This window comes from Falsiroseomonas oryziterrae (assembly GCF_021864505.1).
GTDB lineage: Bacteria > Pseudomonadota > Alphaproteobacteria > Acetobacterales > Acetobacteraceae > Falsiroseomonas > Falsiroseomonas oryziterrae.
Genome location: NZ_JAKJIB010000437.1, coordinates 1 through 2,752 on the forward strand (window position 1 = coordinate 1; position 2,752 = coordinate 2,752).

At 74.9% G+C, this 2,752-nt stretch carries 4 protein-coding genes; 3 read left to right on the forward strand and 1 reads right to left on the reverse strand.

Features of this window, described 5'->3' with window-relative positions; translation table 11 throughout:
• The coding region (locus tag L2I40_RS21540) for a YdcF family protein (protein WP_237217276.1) at positions 1 to 413 on the forward strand (413 nt) is incomplete at its 5' end.
• Entirely contained in the window at positions 410 to 1,147 is a 738-nt protein-coding gene (locus L2I40_RS21545) for a lysophospholipid acyltransferase family protein (RefSeq protein ID WP_237217277.1), read from the forward strand. The genes L2I40_RS21540 and L2I40_RS21545, both read left to right, overlap by 4 nt.
• A 232-nt stretch (positions 1,148 to 1,379) precedes the next feature.
• On the opposite strand, the gene L2I40_RS21550 is transcribed toward L2I40_RS21545, so the two are convergent.
• On the reverse strand, positions 1,380 to 1,982 hold the full coding sequence (locus L2I40_RS21550; protein ID WP_237217279.1) for a gamma-glutamylcyclotransferase: 603 nt from the start codon (positions 1,980 to 1,982) through the stop codon (positions 1,380 to 1,382).
• Positions 1,983 to 2,016: 34 nt separating this feature from the next.
• Here L2I40_RS21550 and L2I40_RS21555 point away from each other — a divergent pair.
• Positions 2,017 to 2,752, forward strand: a 736-nt coding sequence (locus L2I40_RS21555) for a DUF2125 domain-containing protein (protein WP_237217281.1), incomplete at its 3' end; no start/stop codon positions are given.

Genomic DNA, 2,752 nt, shown 5'->3' on the forward strand with positions numbered 1-2,752 from the left:
TCTCCGGCGTGGCGCCCGGGGCGACGCTGGGCGGGATCCTGCGCGCGCAGGGACGCGAGCCGGGCACGCCCGGCGGTCGCGTGACGCCCGGCACCCGCGTGACGCTCGGCCGCGCAGCGGCGACGACCGTCGGCAACGCGGCGGAAACCGCGGCCTGGGCACGGCTGCACGGCATGCGAACGCTGCGCGTGGTCACTGCCGGCTACCACATGCCGCGTGCGCTCGTGGAACTGCGTCGCGCGCTGCCCGAGGTGGAGCTGCTGGCGCAACCGGTGGGCCCCTCGCAGCTCGAGGCCGGCGAGGTGCCACGGCCGCGCGTGGCGCGGTTGCTGATCGGCGAATATCTGAAGCTCGGGCTGGCGCTGACCGGATTGTCGGCGCTGGTGCCCGCGAGGGACTCCGCGAGACGATGACCGTGCTGCGCTCGGCGCTGTTCAACGCCGGCTTCTTCTCCCTGACCGCGGTCATGGCGATCCTGTGCCTGCCGCTGCTCGCGCTGCCGCGCCGCTTCGCGGTGGCGGCGATGCGGCTCTGGGCGCGGTTGGTGCTCGGCTGGCTGCGCGCGACCTGCGGCGTGCGCGTCGTGCTGCTGGGCGCGGAGCGGATCCCGCGCGGCGCGGCGGTGATCGCTTCCAAGCACCAGTCGGCCTTCGACACGATCGTCTGGCTGACCCTCGTCGAGGACGCCGCCTATGTTCTCAAGAAGGAACTGCTGGCCATCCCGCTCTATGGCTGGTTCGCGCGCAGGGTCGGCATGATCCCGGTGGACCGCTCGGGCGGCGGCGCGGCGCTGCGGGGGATGCTGCGCGCGGCGGCGACGGCGCTCGAGGCGGGCCGACAGGTGGTGATCTTCCCCGAGGGCACGCGAAGCGCGCCCGGTGAGCGCGTGCCCTACCAGCCGGGCGTGGTGGCGATCGCCGGCATCGGCTCTGCGCCCGTGATCCCGGTGGCGACCGACAGCGGGCGCATCTGGGGCCGCCGCGCCTTCCGCAAGCGGCCGGGCATCATCCACGTGTCGGTGCTCGAGCCGCTGCACCCGGGGCTGCCGCGGGCGAAGCTGCTTCCCGCGCTTGAGGCGGCCATCGAGGGCGAGACGGCCAGGCTGCTCGCGGGCGCTGGGCCCGCTGTGGATAAGCGTGTGGATTGACGCTTCGCACGAGTCCGCAGCCGCATCTCGCAAGCAGTTGACGTGACACGCTATTCTGCGGTGCACACGCCCCTGTGGGCCATTCCCGTCAGGGATCGGACCAGCGCAAGTGATTGATCGTGCTAAGAACAGCATAGCGGCCAGGGGCCGCGCGGCGCCTTGATCCAGCGCAAACCGGAACGGTGACGCCGGCCGCCGATACGCGCGGCGCCCCCTGTGGACGATGGGCGGATCAGGCGTCCAGGCCCGCCGGCAGGAGGGCGGCGATCCGTTCCAGCCCGGCGTCCCGCACGCCGAGCTCCTGCAGGTGGCTGAGCGTGTTGAGCAGGTAGTCGCGGTTGGCGCCCATCTGGCCCACGCCTGCCGCGATCACGGAGGCCGCGCGCTCCGCCGGCAGGCGCGGCACGTAGTTCCGGCTGGCGCGGTTCACGACGTAGGTCACCGCGGGCACGACGAGGCCGGGGGTGTCGAGGATCCGCGCGGGGACGAGGCGCCGATGGTACACCACCTCCGCCCCATCCGGCAGTTCGCGGTCGTCGAGATAGCGCAGCACCTCGGCCGCGTGGTCGCCCGGCACGCGGAACGCGACGCCATGGCACGCGCCGCCCCGATCGAGGCCGAGCACGAGCCCGGGCACGTCCGGCGTGCCGCGGTAGCGGTGCGACCAGAGGCAGAAGCTGCGGTGCCAGCCTCGCAGGAGCGCACGGTGCCGCCCGGCATGGGCGAAGCCGGGACGCCAGATCAGCGAGCCATAGGCGAAGACCCACATGTGCCCGCAGGGCGCAAGCGGCGGGTCGCCGGGCTTCGGATGGTGGTGGCGGGCTGGCGGGTGCACGGGCGGGGGCGCGGCGGCTATAGGCTTCCCTCCGATGGACCGGAAGCCCCCTCGCCGCCTGCGCCGCAACCTGCTGCTGGCCGGGCTGGCGACCCTCCTCGCCCTGGGAGGCGGCCACACGCTCCTGTGGCGCACCATGGCTGCGGAGCTGGAGGCAGGCTGGCGCGACTGGGCCGCGCTCCGCCGCAGCCAGGGCTGGCGGGTCGACACCGCGCCGCCGGTGCGCGGCGGATGGCCGCTGGCGGCGACGCTGACGCTGGATCGCGTCCGGCTGGAGGGCGCGACGGCGACGCTGCCCGGCGGCATGACCTTCTCGACCGACCGGCTGGTGCTGCGCGTGGCGCTGCCGCGTCTCGATCGCCTGGTCGTGGAGCTGCCGGGCCAGCAGCGCCTCCGGCTGGGCGCCGCGGAGCTGCCCTTCACGGCGGATGCGCTCCAGGCGGTGCTGCCGCTGCAGCGCGGCACGCCGCCCAGCTCGCTCGAGGCAAGCGCGGAGCGGCTGCGGATCGGCTCGCCGCTGGGCGGCTTCGAGCTGCGCAGCGCGCGGCTGTCCCTGGCGGGCAGCGCCTCCGCCACCGAGGAGGAGGCGGCGCTGGCGTTCAGCTTCGGCGCGGAAGGGGTCGAGTTGCCGTCCGCCCCCGCCGGCGCCGCGGGCGCCTTCGGACGGCGTGTCGAATCCGTCGCGGCGGAGCTGATGTTCAGCGGGCCGGTGCCGCCCGGCCGGGTCCCGGCGCAGCGCGCCGAGGCGTGGCGGGACGGGGGCGGGACGG

Bases quoted from the DNA above. Each gene is read 5' to 3' on its own strand.
- L2I40_RS21545 (WP_237217277.1), top strand. From the start codon at position 410: ATGACCGTGCTGCGCTCGGCGCTGTTCAACGCCGGCTTCTTCTCCCTG.